Origin of the sequence: Pseudomonas sp. NPDC089741, from assembly GCF_044748825.1 — a bacterium.
GTDB lineage: Bacteria > Pseudomonadota > Gammaproteobacteria > Pseudomonadales > Pseudomonadaceae > Aquipseudomonas > Aquipseudomonas helmanticensis.
Genome location: NZ_JBIVGT010000044.1, coordinates 1,518 through 17,418, shown reverse-complemented (window position 1 = coordinate 17,418; position 15,901 = coordinate 1,518). Strand labels below are relative to the sequence as shown.

Sequence of the window (15,901 nt, the reverse complement as noted above, 5' to 3'; positions counted from 1 at the left end):
CCTTGTAGGAGTGAGCCTGCTCGCGATAGCGTCATCACATTCAACATCATTGCTGACTGAACCACCGCTATCGCGAGCAGGCGAAGGCCTACAATTACAAGATCAACAAGAGACCGATATGCACAGCGAGTTCCCCACTGAATCCAGCTACCGCGATCAACGCGAACAGTTCCTCGCCGCCGCCCATGCCGCCGGCGCCACGCTCACCTCCTACGCACATCCACGCTGTGGGCCATTCGGCGAACCGCTGAGCACCGACGTCGCCGTGCTCGGCGATCCGCAGGCCAAACGCCGACTGGTAGCGCTCAGCGGCACGCACGGAGTCGAGGGCTACTACGGCTCGGACTGTCAGATCGAGTGGCTGAAGGCATTCGAACCTGGTTCGCTGCCCAAGGATGTCGCGGTGGTGATGGTTCACCTGATCAACCCATGGGGTACTGCGTGGTTACGCCGGGTCAACGAAGACAACATCGACCTCAACCGCAATCACCTGGATTTCACCGGAGCGTTACCGGACAACCGCGCCTACGCCGCACTGCATGAAATCTACGCCTGCACCGATCTGCATGGCCCCGAGCGCCAACGCGCCGATGCCTTGCTCGATGCGCAGATCAACGAACACGGCTGGCCAGCGGTGATGTCGATTGTCGAGGGCGGTCAGCACAGTCATCCCGATGGGCTGTTTTACGGTGGCCGTGCGCCGAGTTGGTCGTACCGCACGCTGCATCAAATCATCGAAACGCATCTGGCTGGCGCTGAAACCGTGATGTGTTTTGACCTGCACACTGGCGCTGGTGAGTACGGCCATCCGATGTTGCTGACGATTACCCAGGCGCCGTACCCGGCACTCGCGCAGGCCCAGGCAATTTATGGCCCATGGCTTTACACGCTGCACACTGGCGCCGACACCTTGAGCGAAACCGGTGTGGCAGCGACGGCCACCGGTTACACATCGCAAGCATTGCTCAATGCGTTGCCCGACGTGCAACTGATGCCATTCGTGATCGAGTGCGGGACGTATCCAGGGCCGGATGTGCATCGTTATTTGCGCGATGACCACTGGTTGCATTTGCATGGCGATCCATTGGATGCGGAAGGGCGTGAGATCAAACTGAAGCTACTGGAGCAGTTCTATCCGGCTGATCCGGATTGGCGCGCAATGGTCGGTTTGCGCACTCGGCAGATCTGGGCGAAAGGGTTGGCGGCCCTATCGGTAGAGATTTTTGAATAGGTCAGACATAGCCCTGTGGTAACGGGATTTATCCCCGATGGACTGCGCAGCAGTCCCATTCATTTCTACTGAGAAGAGGGGGCGCTTCGCACCCCATCGGGGATAAATCCCCTCGCCACGGGTTCGGTGTTGTCTCAAGGTATACAAAGCGCTTATTGCTTAAACCGGGGTAGTCTATTAGCTGCACGCCATGTTGCAACTGTACGGGCTATACCAGCGGAGGACGTGTCAGATCCGGGTTTGGGATAATAAATGAGGTCCATCCCGTCTGGGTGCCCAACAACCTCGTTGAAGTGCCGCACCAAGACATCTGCACGCTTGTCCGTAGGCGCTTTATCTTCTTTCCTAATCTCGTCCACGAGCTCAACGAACTCTTGTTCGGTGTAGTCCGCGACGCTGCGTTTGATGAATGGATCGGCCATGTTGTTATTTTCTACGACGCGTCGAGTTGCTAAGCATTCTTGAACCCTGGCAAGCCCTGCGCCGCTCGCCAGTCTTTTACAATTTGCGTTACGCCCTGAGGTGAGCTATCCGCACCAGTCTCGGGATAATAGATAAGATCCGACCCGGCGGGGTGTTCGCTGATTTTCTCGAAGTGCAACAACAGCAAATCAGCACGGTTATCGTTTTCGGCTTCTTCGTCTTCTTTGGCGAGTTCTTCCAATAGTGCGACGAATTCGGCCTCGGTGTACTCCGAAATACTGTTTCTCAGTAGTTTGTCCGCCATGGTTGACCTATTCGTTCCTGTGGATGTGAATGTGGTTTCGCGGCGTGTTTACCCGCAGATTATCTACGTCGTAGACGCCGCCTCCCTCGGATATTTTTTCGAGGTGATGAAGTTCGTAGGATCTTCTACCGCCGACACTATCTGCTTTGCGCACACGTGGCGCTTTACCTTTACGCATGCGGCCAGTGCTCTGTTTAATGAACTGATCCGACGCGGCAGACTCGGAAACAGCTTTCCAAAGGGCTGCTCTGAACGAATCAAAATTTTGGAATTCGCGTCCCCGCAGTGAGTCTGCCACGTCCGTCGGAATTGGAACTCCTACCCCAGAGCTTGCTCCGATGAGCCATATCCCCGACACATCCTCACCAACCCCCGTCACCGTACCCGGCGTCAGTCTGGCCGGCCTCGAAAACACCACATAAAGCGACTTCAAACCAGTGTCCGCCGGGAACACCAGAATGCAATCCTCGGCAGTAATGTCCTCGCCGGGCAGGCCTTCTATCTGGCTGTCGGTGTTCTGCGCGATCGGATGAACAAGGATCGTGTTCAGTCGCTCGCCGTGTTCGGGATAAACCAGCGGCGGCATTGAACCGAGTGGCCCGCGTTGTGGCGTCCACAAAATCGTGATGCCGTTGAGCTTGGCCTCCATCGCAGTGTTGTCGCTGTTCCACTCGACTTTGACAGTACGCACCGAGTCATCGCCCGAAGCGCCGGAGTGGATGCCGTAAACCTGCATGACCCCTTCGGCATCACGCCGAAACTGGAAGCGCACACGAGTGGGGGCGCGGCTCATGCGGCGCAGTTGTTCATCGGTGTGCAGCGTGCCGTCGCCCATGCGGGTCGGTAGCATCCCGAGGATGAACACGCTGGCCGGCCCACCGGCGCCGCGAATTGCCCAGTTGAGGCGCTGTTGCAGAATGCCGCCGCCCGCCAAACGCCCCAAGGCTAGATCGGCGCCTATCGCTGTCGCGACAGCGGTGCTGGCAGAGGGCAAGAGCATGGCACCTGCGACAATGATCTTGCCGAAGTTGCTGGCGGGTTCGGGTGCCGTGCCGGCGTCCGTTCGGCACCAGTTATCCACAGTGCAGGACTTGGCGAATACCTGACTTTCGCGGGGCTTGGGCGTTGGCCATTCATCCTTTTCGATGTAAACCGGCTCCGGTGGGGGAGGCGGACTCCATGCGGCCCACGAGCCGCTCCATCTCGGACGTTTCCAGGCCAGTCTTCATCGAAGATAGATTTGAATCGAGCCACGACAACTCCCTGTATGGCCTTGAATCGAGCCAGGGAAGCTTGTCGGTCAGTGGGGATTTCGGGCAAACCGCAGGGGTGAGTTTTATGCGCCTGGATTTACGAAAAATCCAATTCGTACCTGGATCGAATCCGTTTCCTACAGCGCTCTCTCGGTCTGTTGATTTGGCGATTGATACAGATTAACCAGCGGTGTTTCGCGCTTGTAGTCCTTCGGTTTGGATGGCGGGGTAGTGTGCATTTCTCCTACAGACTTTTCAGGTCGACAACTTACGCGCCTTTACCTGAGGATGGTTTCTATCGTTTTTTCCAGGATGGATTTCAGATGAAAAGGATGAGTCCGTTGCCATTCAACTCTATTTTCAGTCGGCCATTGTCATGAGTGTTTCCAATGAGGATCGCGATTTTCTGGTGGCGATGGGCAGTCGTATTGCTCACTTACGCACAGTGCACGAGATCACACAGACTCGGTTTGCACGGGCCTTAGGTCTTTCCCGGCAAACCTTTCAGGGTTACGAGGAGGGCACGCGCAGTATGCCGGTCACGACGCTGGTGAAGATGGCGTTTGCGCTTCGCGTGCCTGTTGAAGACCTGCTCGGGGTTCCCTCGTACACGGAGACGCCCAGACGCAGCTTGACCTCGACGTGGTATCGACGGCTGCAGTCCATCAATGAGCTTTCGAAGGTTCAACAGAAGGTTATTGCGCAGATGCTCGACGCCCTGATCGCACAGGCAGCGACCAAAGCGAGCGACGAAGAAAAAGAAATTTGAAGTAACCCAAAGAACGCGGAACCAAGGTGCGCGAACACCCTGGCCCTGCTAACCACAAAGCAGCTTAAAAGGAGCTGAACCATGGCTAAAACCAATCATACGACATCAACCCCCATCACTGAACGCCGGCTGAAAATCGCCGCTGATTTTTACCCCGTCCACACCAAGGAAAAAACCTACAGCCCCGCCAAACCGGTGCCCTGGATCAGGCTTCGCGGGTTGTGGTTGCGGCAGGCGGGATTCGAGGTGAACGAGAACGTCAAAGTGCGTGTGATGAAAGGGTGTCTGGTGATTACAGCGGAATAACAGATCACCGAGACTTTTCTCGAGGCATAAAAAAACGGCCTACCTTTCGGTAAGCCGTTTTTAGTACTTGGTGGCTACACAGGGACTTGAACCCCGGACCCCAGCATTATGAATGCTATGCTCTAACCAACTGAGCTATGTAGCCAAGTGGCGCGCATTATTCCCCTGAAATGGAAAAGCGTCAAGCGTAAATTTAAAAATTTTTTCTACGCTTTCAACCGTTTATCAAAATCACTGCATCAACAGCGGCGAAGGGCAGCGTTGGAACCAGCGGCTGGCCTGCTCATACGCGTGCGCCAGTTGCAGGACAGCGAAGTCGGCCTGGTGCTTGCCGATGATTTGCAGGCCCATCGGTAAACCCTGCGAATTGAATCCGGCCTGGACGTTGGCCACTGGGCAACCCGACAACGTGCCGGGAATGACCACCTCCATCCAGCGGTGATACGTGTCCATCGCCACGCCTTCGATAGACGTCGGCCACGGTTGGCTTTTGTCGAACGGGAACACTTGGGCACTCGGCAGCAGCAGGTAATCGTATTTTTCGAACAGACGAGAGATAGCCCGATACCAATCGCTGCGCACCACCGAGGCGGCAAACACTTCGCTGGCTGACAGCTTCAAGCCATTTTCCACTTCCCAGATCGCTTCCGGTTTCAGCAACGCGCGTTTCTGCGGATCGGCATAGGTGGCGCCCAAGGATCCGGCGACCATCCAGTGCCGCAACGTCCTCCAACTGCTCCACAGCCGCTCAGGCGCGAAACCCGGTTCAACCGACTCAACGTGGCAGCCAAGGCTTTCAAAGTCGCCAAAGGTCTTCTCGCAAAGCGACAGCAAGCCTTGCTCCATCGGCAGATAACCGTTGAAATCGCCCAGCCAACCCAACCGCGTGCCGTTGAAATCACGCCCCAGCGGCGCCGCAAACGCCTCACCGGATTCAGCGATGGACAGCGGCGCCCGCGCATCACCGCCAGCCTGCACCGACAACAGCAACGCCGCATCCCTCACGCTGCGTGCCATCGGCCCCTCATAACCGAGCTGGTCAAAAAACAGATCCGCACTGTCATCAAACGGCACGCGACCCTGCGACGGACGAAAACCAAAGATGTTATTGAACGCCGCCGGATTACGCAGCGAACCCATCATGTCGCTGCCATCCGCCACCGGCACCAGATGCATCGCCAGCGCCGCCGCCGCGCCGCCACTGCTGCCGCCCGCCGTTTTGCTCGGGTCATACGCGCAAGCGGTGGCGCCAAACAACGGGTTGTAGCTTTGCGAACCGAGACCGAATTCCGGGGTGTTGGTCTTGCCAATAATGATCGCCCCAGCAGCCTTGATCCGCTCGACCATGATCCCATCGCGCTCAGGCACAAAGTCCTTGTACAGCGGCGACCCCAGCGTGGTGCGGATGCCTTGGGTCAGCGACAGATCCTTGATCGCATGAGGCAAACCATGCATCCAGCCCCGGTATTCGCCACGCGTCAGTTCGGCGTCGCGCTCATCGGCTTGAGCCAGCAGATGTTCCGGCGACTGCAGACTGATCAACGCATTGACCAACGGGTTGAAGCGTTTGATATGGGCAAGGTAAGTCTGCATCACTTCCCGGCAGGAAACCTGGCGCAGGCGGATGCGTTCGGCGAGCTCATGAGCCTGCAACAGGACCAGTTCGCTGATGTTATTAGAGTTCATTGCAAGCGGCCTTTCAGACGGCTGGAAAAACGCCCCGCCACTGCGACGGGGCGGTAGCGATCAACGCATCAGGTTGGTCCAGAGACGGTCGGCGAGGCGGATCGCACCTTCGCCGCAGGTCTTGCTGAACACCACGTTGGTGCCCTCGGGAATGTGCAATTCCGGCGCATCTTTCAACGCCGCATCAAGGAACGGTTCGACGCCTTTGATCGGGCTCTGGTGCTTGAGGAAGTTCTGCGTCATTGCCGAGTTTTCCGGCTGGCTGAGGAAGGCGATGAACGCCTTGGCATTCGCCGGATTTTTGCTGCCGGTAGGGATGACCATGTTGTCGACCCAGGCCAGCACGCCTTCTTTCGGGTAGAGGTATTTCAGCGTCGGTTTCATCTCACGGGCACGCATCGACGAACCGCCCCAGAACATCGACATGTCGATTTCACCCGAGGCGAGGTTCTCGCGAATCGAGCCGGCCTTGGAGCTATAGGTCTTCACGAACGGCTTCTGCGCCTTGAGCAAAGTCAGCACTTGCTGCATCTGTTTCGGGTCTTCGCTGCACAGCGGAATGTTCAGGTAGAGGCTGGCCATGTCGACCATGTCGCTGACCGAATCGAACATGTTGATGCGCCCCTGCAACTCGGCTGGCGGCTCATACAAAACCTTGTAGCTGTCAGCTGGGCCTTTGTAGCGGGCGCTGTCGAGCACGACGCTGGTGGTGCCCCAGATGAACGGCACCGAATACGCGCCTTCCGGATCCCAACTCGGTTTTTTCAGGTTATCCACAACGCTGGCGTAGTACGGCTCTTTGACCGGGTCGAAGCGCTCCAGCAGGTTTTCCTTGATCAGGATCGGCACGAACTGGTGCGACGGAATCGCCACGTCATAACCGGCGCCGCCCTGTTTCAATTTCGCCAGCAGCGTCTCGTTGGAATCGTAGGAATCGACGGTGACTTCGATGCCGGTCTGCTTCTGGAACTTGGCGAGAATCTCCGGCGAAAAATAGCCGCTCCAGCTCACCACATTGAGTTTTTCGGCGGCCTGAACGCTGCCTGCCATCACCAGCGGCACAGTCAGGAACAACGAAGTGCCAACGCTTTTTATCCACTTGCTCATGCTATTTCCCCACAGGTCGTAGAAGGTTCAGGCGTTCTTTTTGCCCAACAGGTAAGAGAGGCTGACGAACAGCACCGAGACGCCGAGGATCAGCGTCGACACGGCGTTGACGTCGGGTGTCACGCCCATCCGTAGCAGGCCGAAGATGAAAATCGGCAAGGTCGTGGTGCCGGCCTGCGAGACCATCATCGAGATCACGAAGTTATCCAGCGAGACGATGAAGGCCAGCATCAGCCCGGAGAAAATTCCCGGCATCAGCAGCGGCAAGGTCACTTTGCGAAAGGTCCGCCACGGGCCGGCGTAGAGGTCGGCCGAGGCTTGTTCCAGCGACAGGTCCATGTCGTTCAACCTTGCGCGAATCGGCAGGTAGGCGAAGGGAATGCAGAACACCGTGTGCGCGATGATCAGATTGCCGTAACCCAGCGACAGACCGATGGTCGAGAACAGCGCCAGCGTCGCGACACCGACGACAATTTCCGGCAACACCAGCGGCAACATGATCGCGCCCATCGACAAGTGCAGGCCCTTGAACTTGGCGCCGCGCGAGGTGCCGAGGGCGGCGAGAGTGGCAATCGCCGTGGCGATCATGCTCGCGCAGACGGCGATCAACAGGCTGTTGCCGGCGGCCTGGCGCAAGGCCTGATTGGCGAACGCGGCGCGATACCAGTCGAAGCTGAAACCGGTCCACACCGTTGCCGATTGGTTGGCGTTGAACGAGAACACCACCAGCACCACGATCGGCGCGTAGAGGTACAGATAGAACAGAAAACTGAAGCCGCCGAAGCCGGGGAAGTCTTGCACGCCCAGCCCTTTGCGTTTGAATAGGCCGATCATCACGCACCTCCTTTGACGATGCGCTGGCGCTCGGCGCGCAGGGCATACACGGTCAGTACCAGCATCACCGCAGCCATCAGCACCAGCGACAGCGCTGCACCAAACGGCCAGTTACGCGCATCGCTGAACTGCCGGAAGATCAGGTTGCCGAGCATCATTCGTGTGCCGCCACCGAGCAGTTCAGGGGCGATCATCGCGCCCAGACACGGCACGAAAGTGAGGATCGCGCCGGCGAGAATCCCCGGTTTGGCGATCGGCAAAACCACTTTGCGCAACGTGCGCACACGCCCGGCGTAGAGGTCCTGCGCGGCTTCAAGCAGGCGGATGTCCATCTTTTCCAGCGTCGCGTAAATCGGCAGCACCACGAACGGCGCGTAGGTGTAAACCAGCCCCAGCAGCACCGCGCCGTCGGTGTAGAGCAACTGCAACGGCTCATGGATCACGCCCATGCCCATCAGGCTGTTGTTGATCACCCCGGTGTTACGCAGCAGCAGAATCCACGCGTAAGTGCGGATCAGCAGGTTGGCCCAGAACGGCACGGTGATCAGAAAGATCAGCAAGCCGCGTCGATGCGCCGGCTGCATGGCCAGCCACACCGCCACCGGAAAACCGATCAGCAACGTGATGATCGTGGTCAGTCCGGCAATGCCGATCGAGCGCAGGGCGATGATCAAATACGAGTCGGCAAAGGCGAGGCTATCGTCCAGTTGCCGCTCGAACAGCAGCGAGGTGTAGGCGTCGCTGCTGAAGACTTTATTGACCCCGCCGTAGGGGTTGGCTTCCATCAGCGAATAACCGATGACGATCAGAATCGGCACCACCAGAAACAAACAGATAGCGATCAGCGCCGGGCTGACCCCGAGAAAACTCTGAAAGGCTTTGCGCCGCTCCAGCGTGTTGGCAATCGGTAAGGCGTGCATGGCAATTCCTCCGGCTCAATCGTGCAGGACGCTGGCGCTGCCCTGGTCGAACAACAGACCGGCCTGGGCGCCGACGGCAAAGCGCAGGCTCTGGTCGACGCAGTTGGGCGTACGCACGGTGAGGCGCGAACCATCGCTGAGGCTGACCTGATATTGCAGATCGGTGCCCAGATAGATCTGCGCTTCGATCCGGCACGGCAGCGCGGTTTCGGTAGCCGCTGGCACCAGATGCAAACGCTCGGGACGTACCGACAAGGTCACGTTGGCGCCGACCTGCACATCGCTGCACGGTTGCGCGGGCAGCGGATGCCCGGCAGGCCCGGCGAACCAAGCCTTCCCGTCCTCTACACGAGTGACGGTGCCTTCAATGAAATTGGTTTCGCCGATGAAGTCGGCGACAAAGCGATTGCGCGGCCGTTCGTAAATATCCTCTGGCCGTCCGACCTGTTGCACTTCGCCTTCGGAGAGCACGGCGATGCGGTCGGACATGGTCAGCGCTTCTTCCTGGTCATGGGTGACGAAGATGAAGGTAATGCCCGTCTTGGCCTGGATGGTTTTCAACTCTTCGCGCATCGCCTGACGCAGCTTCAGGTCGAGCGCGGAAAGCGGCTCATCGAGCAACAGCACTTTCGGATGCGGTGCCAAAGCGCGGGCGAGGGCGACACGTTGCTGCTGACCGCCCGACAGTTGCGCCGGCTTGCGGTTGGCGAAGCGCTCCATCTGCACCAGCGCCAGCATTTCGCGGACGCGCTCGGCGATTTGCGCCTTGGTCAGGACTTTGCCCATCGGCTGTGATTCGAGGCCGAAGGCCAGGTTCTCGGCGATGGTCATGTGCGGGAACAGCGCGTAATGCTGAAACACCGTGTTGACCGGACGCTGGAACGGCGGGCGATCAGCGATGTTCTCGCCGTAGAGCAGGATCTCGCCTTCGGTGGGAAATTCGAAACCGGCAATCATCCGCAGCAGCGTGGTCTTGCCGCAGCCGGACGGGCCGAGAAGGGTGAAGAATTCGTTGTCGCGGATATCCAGGTCGATGCTTTTCAGCGCCACCGGACCGGTCTGCGGATCACCGTAAACCTTGCGCACTGAGCGGATCGAGACCGCCAGCGTTTGCAGCGAATGCAGGGCATTCATGCGTTACCTCCGATTCCCCCATCGCCTGCGACTCGCTTTGCAAAGCGTGGTCGTCGGGCCATGGATATTATTTTTTTGGGCAGGATCGAGATTGCGTTCGGGTGTGAAACCAGCTGTTTTATTGTTCTGCTGTGGCTCGATTATCAGCCAGGGGTTGCGCGGCGCGACACTTCAATTTAAACATGGCAGGTGTTAGTTAATTTAACAGCCGAAGGTGCCAGGAATCATGCCCGACCACCGTTTGCCGCCGCTCAACGCGGTGCGTGCCTTTGATGCCGCCGCCCGTTTGGGCAGCTACGTCGAAGCCTCGAAAGCCCTGCACGTGACCCAGCCTGCGATTGGCCGGCATGTGAAATTGCTCGAGGACTGGTTGGGCATTCAATTGTTCGAGCGCACCTCGCGCGGGGTCAACCTGACGCCGGCGGGGGAGAAGTACTACCGCAAGATCAGCGCCGCGTTGCAGTTGATCATTGAGGCTGGCAAAGAGGCGCAGCCCAGGGATGCCGAGCGCTGGTTGCGGATCATGGTGGTGCCGGGGTTTGCCAAGCGCTGGTTGATGCCACGGATCGAAGCGCTGCGGCATCTTCGCCCGGGATTGAAACTGGCGATCGAGCCGAACTCGACCTTCACCGAAGTGGACGGGAAAAGCGCTGACCTCGGTATCGTCTACGGCCTCGACGGGCAATATGCCGACTCACGGGAAGCGCTGATTTGCCCACGGGTTTTCCCGATTTGCACGCCGGCGTATCTGGCCAGCATTGCACCGATCAACAGCCCGGCCGATCTGGTCAGCCACGAACTGATCCACGTCGATGACGGCGAATGGTGGAACCTGTGGTTCGCCGCGCACGACCTCGATATCCATCTCAATTCCGACATGCTCTACGTCAACAATGACCACGCGCTGTCAGTCGCCGAGAGCGGGCAGGGCATCGCGCTGGCCAACGAGGTGCTGGTGCGCCATGAACTCGCCAGCGGCAAACTGGTGCGTGCGGTCGACGCTCAGGTGAAGCTGGAGAGCTATCGGGTGCTGACGCCGTCCGCCGAACTCTCGGCGGATGTGGCGTGGTTCATTCAATGGCTCAAGGCCGAACTGGAAACGGACTTCCCCGAGGCTGTGATCAACTGAGGCGGAAGCGCGCGGTGTTGTCGCTCAGCGCCTTGCTGCCCTGGCTCAGGGTGTCTGCGGCCAGATTCACTGCGCGTGCGCCTTCAAGCAAACGTACGGCGGCCTGATCGACTTGCTGGATATTGCTGCTGACTTCATCGGCGGTGCTTGCCTGTTCTTCAACTGCTGTGGCGATCTGTGCGAGGGTGTCGGTGACGCTCTGCACGGCGCTGGCGATTTCACCCAGGCGTTCACCGAGACCGGTGACCGACTCGGCATCGGTTTGCGCCTGGCCGCAGGCAGCTTCCATCAAACTCACGGCTTCGTTGACCGTCGCGCGCAAGCTGTCGACCGTGCCGGCAATCTGCGCGGTCGACGATTGCGTGCGTTGCGACAGGCTGCGCACTTCGTCCGCCACTACGGCAAACCCGCGACCTTGTTCACCGGCGCGCGCGGCTTCGATGGCCGCATTGAGCGCGAGCAGATTGGTTTGCTCGGCGACGCCGCGAATGGTGTCGACGACCAATTGAATCTGCTGGCCTTGCTCACTGACCCGGCCCAGTGCCGCTGCGGTGTCGTTCAAGCGTTGGTTGAGCTGCTGAATACTCGCCGTGGTGCGTTGGCTGTCGCGGCTGCTGTCGGCGGCGATGCGTCGGGTGTGCTGAGCGCTGCCGGAGGCCTGTTCGCAGCTTTGCGCCACGCCTTGCGAGGTCGCGGCCAATTGCGTGGCGGCTGCGGCGATCTGGCTGATCTGCAACTGTTGCGCTTCGACTTCGCCGAGAGCACCGCTGGAGTGTTCGTTGAGGCTGCGCACGGCATGGCTCAACTGCGAGGTCTCGTGATCGACGCCGAGCATGCTCGTGCGTAATTGCACCACGGCGACGTTGAGTGCGGTGCTGATCGCCGCCAACTCATCTCGGCCTACCACCGGCACTTGCAGGCTGAGGTTGCCGTCGCGCAGGGCTTCAGCAAGTAAGGTGATGCCGCTGGCGCTGCGACGAATCGAGGCTTGCAGGCAGACGAACAAATACAGCGCCGCCAGCAACAGGCAGCCGAAGATTGCCGCGACGAGGATGAACTGACGGATCGCCGAGCTGTGGTAGGCATCGAGTCGTTGGTCCAGCGATACCAGTGATTGCTGGCGCAGGGCGGCGAGGTCGCTGAGCAAGGCGTCGAGGCTGCGTTCGAAGTCCTCTGGTTTGAGATTGATGCTGCCGCCGAACACGCCGTCATCCAGCACCTTCAGACCGCTGTCGAGGTGTTTCAGGCTGTCGTGGTATTGGCTGGCCCAGCTCTGTTGATCTTTCGGCAGGCGTGCTTCGAGCAGTGTGGCGGTTTTGACCAGTTGTTCGCGGGCATCGCCGATGCGGCTGCGCAGGTCACGCAATTGCAGACGGCTTTGCAGGGTGAATTGACCCGATACGACTGAGGCCTGACCGACAGCGGCGAGGCGGCCGACCCGTTCGATCAGGTCCGGCGCGTGCTGCGTGGAAATCTGCGTCAGCAAATAGGTTTCCAGCCACGGCGCGAGGGTCAGGCGATTGTCCATGACGATCTGCTCGCGCAGCGCTTGCAGGGCGCTGAGGGCGTTGGTGAAACGATCGTAACCGTCCGGCCACCAACCGACACCGCTGAGGCTTTTCGAATCCAGACCGTTCAATGCAGTTTGCAGCGCTTGGTAGCGGGTGAGGGTTTCGCCTTCCGCGCCTTCGTTTTTCAGCGCGTTGCCCAAATCTGTGGTGGCTTGCTGCACGGCCGGTTGCACCGCGTCGAACGCGCCCATGGCGGCGAGGGTGGCCGGCGTCGGTTGGCGATTGGTTTCGGTGGCGCGCCAACGGGCGGCACGGTCACGTTGCGCGGCGAGCAGGTTGTCCAGCGCATCCAGCGCGAGCAACTGCCGCACGCCGGCACGCTCGCCGGAAATCAGATTGAGCTTGTCACGATAATCCTGGCCGATCATCAACAGGCTGCCGGCCAACGGCAGAATGAACAGCAGAAACAACAACTGGAATTTACCTGCGAAGCCAAACCGCCCCAGCAATTTGATCCCCGGTGAAAGGAAAGCCTGCATGCCCCATGACTCCTCTGGACACCACGCACCAACGGCGTGCATCGCGGTCGTTCGACGTTGATGTTGTGCCCTGCTAAAAGGCCTCGAAAGTTCACTCTCGCCCGCTCTGTAGGCCGGCTCTGTAGCGAAACTTCCCATTGTCGGTGCCCTTTGTAAGGGCGCCGCGTTCAAGGGATGAAGCAAGGCAAGATTCAGACCATGGCGTTGCGCTATCACCTATCCCATGTAGGAGCTGCCGAAGGCTGCGATCTTTTGATCTTTTAAAAAACAACATCAAAAGATCGCAGCCTTCGGCAGCTCCTACATGATTGTGTGATTCAGGCCAGGGTGGTTAGTTAGCTGGCTAAGGGGATGGCGCTCACGCACTGAAAAATGGCACATTGACGCACCTGCCTGTGTGCACCCATCTGCTGTCCGGAAACTTCCATGGCTATCAGCAACGTTCAGACCGCCGCTGCCTCGGCGCCCGCTGCTCCCCAAAGCAGTCCACTGGTGATGCGCATCATCGGCGCGGTAGCGCTGGCGCATTTGATCAACGACTTGATCCAGTCGGTGCTGCCGTCGATCTACCCGATGCTCAAGGCCAATTACGGCCTGACGTTTACTCAGGTCGGTCTGATTACTTTGACCTTTCAACTGACGGCTTCGCTGTTGCAGCCGTGGGTCGGTTATCACACCGACCGGCATCCGAAACCGTGGCTGTTGCCGGCGGGTTCGATTTGCACGCTGATTGGCATCGTGATGATGTCGATGGTCGGCAGTTTTCCCTTGATCCTGCTGGCTGCGGCGCTCATCGGTATCGGCTCCTCGACGTTTCACCCAGAAGCCTCGCGAATTGCGCGGCTGGCTTCCGGCGGACGCTTTGGTCTGGCGCAATCGACCTTCCAGGTCGGTGGTAACGCCGGTTCCGCGTTCGGCCCGTTGCTGGCGGCGGCGATCATCATTCCGTTCGGTCAGGGCAATGTGGCGTGGTTCGGTTTGTTCGCAGTGTTTGCGCTGTTCGTGCTGTACCGCATCAGCCGCTGGTACGCCCATCACTTGAACCTGTTCAAGCTCAAGGCCGGCCAGGCAGCGACTCACGGGCTGTCGAAAGGGCGGGTGACCAGTGCGCTGGTGGTACTCGGGCTGTTGGTGTTCTCGAAGTATTTCTACATGGCCAGCCTGACCAGTTACTTCACGTTCTACCTGATCGAGAAGTTCGACTTGTCGGTGGCCAGTTCGCAGTTGCACTTGTTCCTGTTCCTGGGCGCAGTGGCGGCGGGGACGTTTTTCGGCGGGCCGATTGGCGACAAGATCGGGCGTAAGGCGGTGATCTGGTTCTCGATCCTCGGCGTGGCGCCGTTTACGTTGCTGATGCCCCACGTTGATCTGTTCTGGACCACGGTCCTCAGCGTGGTGATCGGCTTCATTCTGGCTTCGGCGTTCTCGGCGATTGTGGTTTATGCACAGGAACTGGTGCCGGGCAATGTCGGGATGATTGCCGGGGTGTTCTTCGGTTTGATGTTTGGTTTTGGCGGGATTGGCGCGGCGTTGCTCGGGCATCTGGCGGATGTGCACGGGATCGAGTACGTGTATTACCTGTGCTCGTTCCTGCCGTTGTTTGGCGTGTTGGCGATCTTCTTGCCGCGCACCAAAAAGGCCTAAGATCAAAAGATCGCAGCCTGCGGCAGCTCCTACAGGTGACCCCATGTAGGAGCTGCCGCAGGCTGCGATCTTTTGACAATATGTCAGGCACAAAAAAGCCGCGTATCAAACGCGGCTTTTTCTTGGGCGTAACGCTTACACGTTGAAGCGGAAGTGCATCACGTCGCCGTCCTTGACGATGTAATCCTTGCCTTCCAGACGCCATTTACCGGCTTCTTTGGTACCGGCTTCGCCCTTGTACTGGATGAAGTCGTTGTAGGCGATCACTTCGGCGCGGATGAAGCCTTTCTCGAAGTCGGTGTGGATCACGCCGGCAGCCTGAGGTGCGGTGGCACCGACTTTGACGGTCCAGGCGCGGACTTCTTCGACACCGGCGGTGAAGTAGGTCTGCAAGTGCAGCATTTCGTAGCCAGCGCGGATCACGCGGTTCAGGCCAGGCTCTTCCAGGCCCAGGGCCTCGAGGAACATGTCCTTCTCTTCACCGTCATCGAGCTCGGCAATTTCCGCTTCGATCTTGTTGCAGACCGGAACGACCATCGCGCCTTCTTCTTCGGCGATGGCGCGAACCACGTCCAGGTGCGGGTTGTTCTCGAAACCGTCTTCAGCGACGTTGGCGATGTACATGACCGGTTTGGTGGTCAGCAGGTGGAAGCCCTTGATCACTGCCTTTTCGTCAGCGCTCATGTTCTTCATCAGGCTGCGTGCCGGCTTGCCTTCGGTGAAGTGCGCGATCAGTTGCTCCAGCAGAGCTTTCTGAACCACGGCGTCCTTGTCACCGCCCTTGGCGTTACGCGCGACTTTCTGCAGTTGCTTCTCGCAGCTGTCGAGGTCGGCGAAGATCAGTTCCAGGTCGATGATTTCGATGTCGCGCTTCGGATCGACGCTATTGGAAACGTGGATCACGTTTTCGTCTTCGAAGCAGCGCACCACGTGAGCGATGGCGTCGGTCTCACGGATGTTGGCGAGGAACTTGTTGCCCAGACCTTCACCTTTCGAGGCGCCGGCAACGAGGCCTGCGATGTCGACGAATTCCATGGTGGTCGGCAGGATGCGCTTCGGATTGACGATGGCCGCCAAAGCGTCCAGACGCGGATCCGGCATCGGCACGATG

The 15,901-nt window shown here is 59.0% G+C and carries 14 protein-coding genes, 1 tRNA gene and 1 pseudogene; 5 read left to right on the top strand and 11 right to left on the bottom strand.

What is annotated here, in order from left to right:
- Positions 1-118 precede the first annotated feature (118 nt).
- The gene (locus tag ACIPZE_RS26700) at positions 119-1,231 is read left to right on the top strand and encodes a DUF2817 domain-containing protein (RefSeq protein WP_400776384.1); all 1,113 of its coding nucleotides are present in this window, start codon (positions 119-121) and stop codon (positions 1,229-1,231) included.
- A gap of 152 nt (positions 1,232-1,383) precedes the next feature.
- Here the strand turns inward: ACIPZE_RS26700 and ACIPZE_RS26695 are convergent, their stop codons facing one another.
- The 3 genes from ACIPZE_RS26695 to ACIPZE_RS26685 are packed head-to-tail and all read right to left on the bottom strand — an operon-like array spanning position 1,384 to position 3,039.
- Positions 1,384-1,653 carry a bacteriocin immunity protein gene (locus ACIPZE_RS26695; RefSeq protein ID WP_400776376.1) on the bottom strand — a complete coding sequence of 90 codons (270 nt, stop codon included), beginning with the start codon at positions 1,651-1,653 and terminating at the stop codon, positions 1,384-1,386.
- A gap of 29 nt (positions 1,654-1,682) precedes the next feature.
- Positions 1,683-1,958, bottom strand: coding sequence for a bacteriocin immunity protein (locus ACIPZE_RS26690; RefSeq protein ID WP_397484233.1), 276 nt, complete (start codon positions 1,956-1,958; stop codon positions 1,683-1,685).
- 7 nt (positions 1,959-1,965) lie between these two features.
- The gene (locus ACIPZE_RS26685; RefSeq protein WP_400776374.1) at positions 1,966-3,039 is read right to left on the bottom strand and encodes an S-type pyocin domain-containing protein; all 1,074 of its coding nucleotides are present in this window, start codon (positions 3,037-3,039) and stop codon (positions 1,966-1,968) included.
- Positions 3,040-3,587: 548 nt separating this feature from the next.
- On the opposite strand from ACIPZE_RS26685, the gene ACIPZE_RS26680 reads away from it, so the two are divergent.
- Together ACIPZE_RS26680 and ACIPZE_RS26675 are read left to right on the top strand one after the other, a co-directional pair.
- Entirely contained in the window at positions 3,588-3,980 is a 393-nt protein-coding gene (locus tag ACIPZE_RS26680; RefSeq protein WP_400776371.1) for a helix-turn-helix domain-containing protein, read from the top strand.
- A gap of 81 nt (positions 3,981-4,061) precedes the next feature.
- On the top strand, positions 4,062-4,286 hold the full coding sequence (locus tag ACIPZE_RS26675) for a SymE family type I addiction module toxin (RefSeq protein ID WP_039761255.1): 225 nt from the start codon (positions 4,062-4,064) through the stop codon (positions 4,284-4,286).
- 68 nt (positions 4,287-4,354) lie between these two features.
- On the opposite strand, the gene ACIPZE_RS26670 is transcribed toward ACIPZE_RS26675, so the two are convergent.
- The 6 genes from ACIPZE_RS26670 to ACIPZE_RS26645 form a co-directional block, all read right to left on the bottom strand.
- Positions 4,355-4,431, bottom strand: a tRNA-Met gene (locus tag ACIPZE_RS26670).
- Positions 4,432-4,517: 86 nt separating this feature from the next.
- Positions 4,518-5,972, bottom strand: a complete 1,455-nt coding sequence (locus ACIPZE_RS26665; RefSeq protein ID WP_400776368.1) for an amidase — start codon at positions 5,970-5,972, stop codon at positions 4,518-4,520.
- 60 nt (positions 5,973-6,032) lie between these two features.
- On the bottom strand, positions 6,033-7,079 hold the full coding sequence (locus ACIPZE_RS26660; RefSeq protein ID WP_400776366.1) for an extracellular solute-binding protein: 1,047 nt from the start codon (positions 7,077-7,079) through the stop codon (positions 6,033-6,035).
- Between the two features lie 27 nt (positions 7,080-7,106).
- Positions 7,107-7,913 (bottom strand): ABC transporter permease, encoded by an 807-nt coding sequence (locus tag ACIPZE_RS26655; protein WP_400776363.1) that lies wholly within the window; start codon positions 7,911-7,913, stop codon positions 7,107-7,109.
- Complete coding sequence (locus tag ACIPZE_RS26650) at positions 7,913-8,833, bottom strand: ABC transporter permease (protein ID WP_400776360.1); 921 nt, start codon at positions 8,831-8,833, stop codon at positions 7,913-7,915. The genes ACIPZE_RS26655 and ACIPZE_RS26650 overlap by 1 nt, the downstream gene beginning before the upstream one ends.
- A 15-nt stretch (positions 8,834-8,848) precedes the next feature.
- Positions 8,849-9,967: an ABC transporter ATP-binding protein gene (locus ACIPZE_RS26645; RefSeq protein WP_400776358.1), complete on the bottom strand. Its 1,119-nt coding sequence runs from the start codon at positions 9,965-9,967 to the stop codon at positions 8,849-8,851.
- Between the two features lie 226 nt (positions 9,968-10,193).
- Between ACIPZE_RS26645 and ACIPZE_RS26640 the strand changes: the two genes are divergently transcribed.
- Complete coding sequence (locus ACIPZE_RS26640) at positions 10,194-11,096, top strand: LysR substrate-binding domain-containing protein (RefSeq protein ID WP_400776355.1); 903 nt, start codon at positions 10,194-10,196, stop codon at positions 11,094-11,096.
- On the opposite strand, the gene ACIPZE_RS26635 is transcribed toward ACIPZE_RS26640, so the two are convergent.
- A complete protein-coding gene (locus ACIPZE_RS26635) occupies positions 11,089-13,146 on the bottom strand; it encodes a methyl-accepting chemotaxis protein (RefSeq protein WP_400776353.1) in 2,058 nt (685 codons plus the stop codon). The genes ACIPZE_RS26640 and ACIPZE_RS26635 overlap by 8 nt on opposite strands.
- Before the next feature lie 426 nt (positions 13,147-13,572).
- Here ACIPZE_RS26635 and ACIPZE_RS26630 point away from each other — a divergent pair, with 426 nt between their 5' ends.
- Positions 13,573-14,790 carry an MFS transporter gene (locus ACIPZE_RS26630; protein ID WP_400776350.1) on the top strand — a complete coding sequence of 406 codons (1,218 nt, stop codon included), beginning with the start codon at positions 13,573-13,575 and terminating at the stop codon, positions 14,788-14,790.
- Between the two features lie 135 nt (positions 14,791-14,925).
- On the opposite strand, the pseudogene ychF reads toward ACIPZE_RS26630, so the two are convergent.
- Positions 14,926-15,900, bottom strand: a pseudogene (ychF, locus tag ACIPZE_RS26625) (redox-regulated ATPase YchF); the annotation flags it as partial.
- Position 15,901: the final 1 nt, after the last annotated feature.